Origin of the sequence: Bartonella sp. MR30HLJHH (assembly GCF_042194195.1) — a bacterium.
Taxonomy (GTDB): Bacteria; Pseudomonadota; Alphaproteobacteria; order Rhizobiales; family Rhizobiaceae; genus Bartonella; species Bartonella grahamii.
Genome location: NZ_JBHIMO010000057.1, coordinates 1 through 2808, shown reverse-complemented (window position 1 = coordinate 2808; position 2808 = coordinate 1). Strand labels below are relative to the sequence as shown.

At 47.7% G+C, this 2808-nt stretch carries 1 protein-coding gene and 1 pseudogene; both read left to right on the top strand.

The annotated features are described in order from the left end of the window. Positions 1–44: 44 nt before the first annotated feature. Positions 45–278, top strand: a complete 234-nt coding sequence (locus ACFIKR_RS09140; RefSeq protein WP_375659623.1) for a hypothetical protein — start codon at positions 45–47, stop codon at positions 276–278. 21 nt (positions 279–299) lie between these two features. After that, positions 300–2808, top strand: a pseudogene (locus tag ACFIKR_RS09135) (hypothetical protein); the annotation flags it as partial.

Genomic DNA, 2808 nt, shown 5'->3' with positions numbered 1-2808 from the left:
TTAATGTGAGTGTCATTTATGGGATCAAGACATGAGGAGTTGAAATGTCATTAAAACCGTTTGCGATATCAGAGATTGACGACCCGTCTCAAGTACGGGTCGTTTTGTATTCGGGGGGAGGTTTTGTCCATGCGCCGCTTAATGGCGTTTTTGATTTACTGAAAGCCGCTTTGAAAACAGAGCTTGATGGTTCACTGAAAGATTTAGAGAAGCGCTTAGAGGCTTTAAGAGAAGAGTTTGAAGATTTGAAAGAGTGTTCATTAGACGAAGTACTCTGAATGATGTGAGGACGAAAGCAGATGAAGATACCCGATCATGAACATGAATATTTGATACCTGTCGCGACGAGAGAAGAAATGATAGCAGGAACTTCTCAAGACAGCGTTGTTGTTCCGAAGCTTTTAGGGACGGCGTCTTTGTATTCGTATGAAACCTTTGCGCCCTTAGAGCAGGTTGTTAATGCAAGGAAAGAAGCAGAAAAAGCCATGGCGCGTGCGAATGGCGCGCAACAAACAGCAGATCAAGCGAAAACTATAGCAGATAGTGTCAAGGAATTATCGGATGCAGCAGCGACGACGATAGCACAAGCAGCAGGCACAGCAGCGAGTGCAGTTACTGTAGCTTCTGAAGCCAAGACGACAGCAGAGACAGCTTTAGAGCAGGCAAATACGGCATTAACAACATCCAATGCCGCCAAGCAGACAGCAGAGATATCGAAAGCCTCCTCAGAAGATGCCAAGATGAAATCAGAAGCGGCAGAGAGGTTAGCGCAAGAAGCCAAGCGTATTGCGGAGGATACTAAAGGTGCAGCCGATAGAGTGACGACAGCGGTCACGGAAAGCTCTCAAAGAGTGACACAAGTTCAAAGCACAGTAGAGACAGCTTTGACAGAGGCAAGAGAAGCCAAGGCAACGGCAGGAGATGCAAAAACACTTTCCGAACAAACCAAGAGCGCTTTTGATGATGCCAAGCAGGTGATGGGTGAGGTGAAGAATGTTGCAGAAACGGCGGCAGCGAGCAGTGGGAAAGCTCTCACTACAGCGAAGGAAGCCAAGATGACAGCTGAGACAGCATCTTCGGTAGCTGGTGATGCAAAAGAAACGGCATTGAGAGCGTTGGCAGATGTCAATGACCTTAAGCAATCGGTTGATCATGTCAAGAATACAGCAGAGGGAGCCAAAAGGACAGCAGAAGGAGTAGAGCAGAGGGCTTTAACAATAGAAGACGTTGCTATACAAGCCAAGACTAAAGCCGGTGAAGCCAAACAATTGGTTGAAGAAGTTAAGATGAGAGCGCATTCGGCAGAAACGTTAGCGAATAATGCAAAGCGGTTAGCGGATAGCGCAAAAGACACGGCGGTGGAAGCGAAGAATAAAGCAGAGGATGCTCATGTCCTTTCGCAAGAAGCTAAGAGCACAGCAGAAACGGCAGAAGAGAAAGCCGCGAGAGCCGAAAAGAAGGCGAATGATGCGACAGTTACAGCTTCAGAAGCCAAGACTATGGCGCAAGAGGCAAAACAGGCGTTAGAGACATCAACAGCGCACCAAGATGCTTCAGAAGCACTGTCTAAAGCCGCTGACGCGAAAAAAGTAGCAGATCAGGCAGCAACGTTAGCCAATGAAAGTAAAACGACAGCTGTTGAGGCAAAAGATTTAGTGGAGGAAGTAAAACAATCGGTAGCGGCAGCGACAGAAACAGCAGAAGATGCGAAAAATACAGCAAGGAAAGCGACTGTAGATATTATTTCTATCAAGGCAAAGGCTTTGACAGCAGAAACGGTAGCTAACGAAGCCAAAGTAGCATCAGAAAGCGCTGTTACAGTGGCGAATACAGCGAAGACCACAGCAGAAGAAGCCAAGAGTGCAGCGGATACAGCAACAGCGACGGCTCATCAAGCCCAACAGAGTGCAGAGGAGGCTACAAAATTAGCTTCTGAAGCGAAAGCGGTAGCAGAGTCTGCGGCGCGTTCAGGAGAGACGGCAGGGCAGGTGAGTGCAGAAGCGGTGAAGGGCTTAGCGGAAGAAGCGAAACGTAAAGCGGAAGCATTAGAGAAGATTGTACAAGAATCTCAAAGTGCTTTGGATGAACTAAAACAAGTAGCTGGTAGTGCGCAGTCGACAGCAGAAGAGGCAAAAAAGGTTTCTGAAAGCGCCCAGAAGAAGGCAGTACAGGTAGAGACAGTAGCGGATGAAGCCGAAAAAATAGCTAAAGAAGCCAAACAGACAGCTGGTTATGCCAAGCATGATGCGGGTCAAGCCCGTAGTGAGGCGGAAAAGGCAAAAAGCACAGCGAATGAAGCGTGGAGTAAAGCTCACGATGCGAATGAAGCTGCCAGTAACGCTAAGACTATAGCAAGACTAGCGGAAATGGCAGGCGAAGAAGCCAAGAAAAAAGCCGAGGCAGCAGATTCACAAACCTATCAAGCCAAGAGCGAAGCCGACAAAGCCAAGGAAGTAGCCAATAACGCTAAGACTATAGCAAGTTTAGCAGAAAGAGCAGGCGAAGAAGCCAAGAAAATAGCGGAGAAAGCCGATGACCGAGCGTATGAAGCCAAGAATGAAGTAGAAAAAGCCAAGGAAATAGCTAGTAATGCAAAATATATAGCAGAACAAGCGCAGAGGGCAGCCGAAACAGCGGGTAAAAAAGCAGCGTCTTTGGAAGAAGAAGCGGAAGAGGCACAAAAAATAGCCAAGGAAGCCAAAGAGTCTGCTGGCTATGCAAGACATGACGCGACGCAAGCACGCAATCAGGCAGAAGATGCAGAGAAAATAGCCTCGTCTGCGAGGAGTAGGGTTATCGATATCAATC

Coding starts and splice junctions, on each gene's coding strand:
- ACFIKR_RS09140 (WP_375659623.1), top strand. CDS start 45: ATGTCATTAAAACCGTTTGCGATATCAGAGATTGACGACCCGTCTCAA.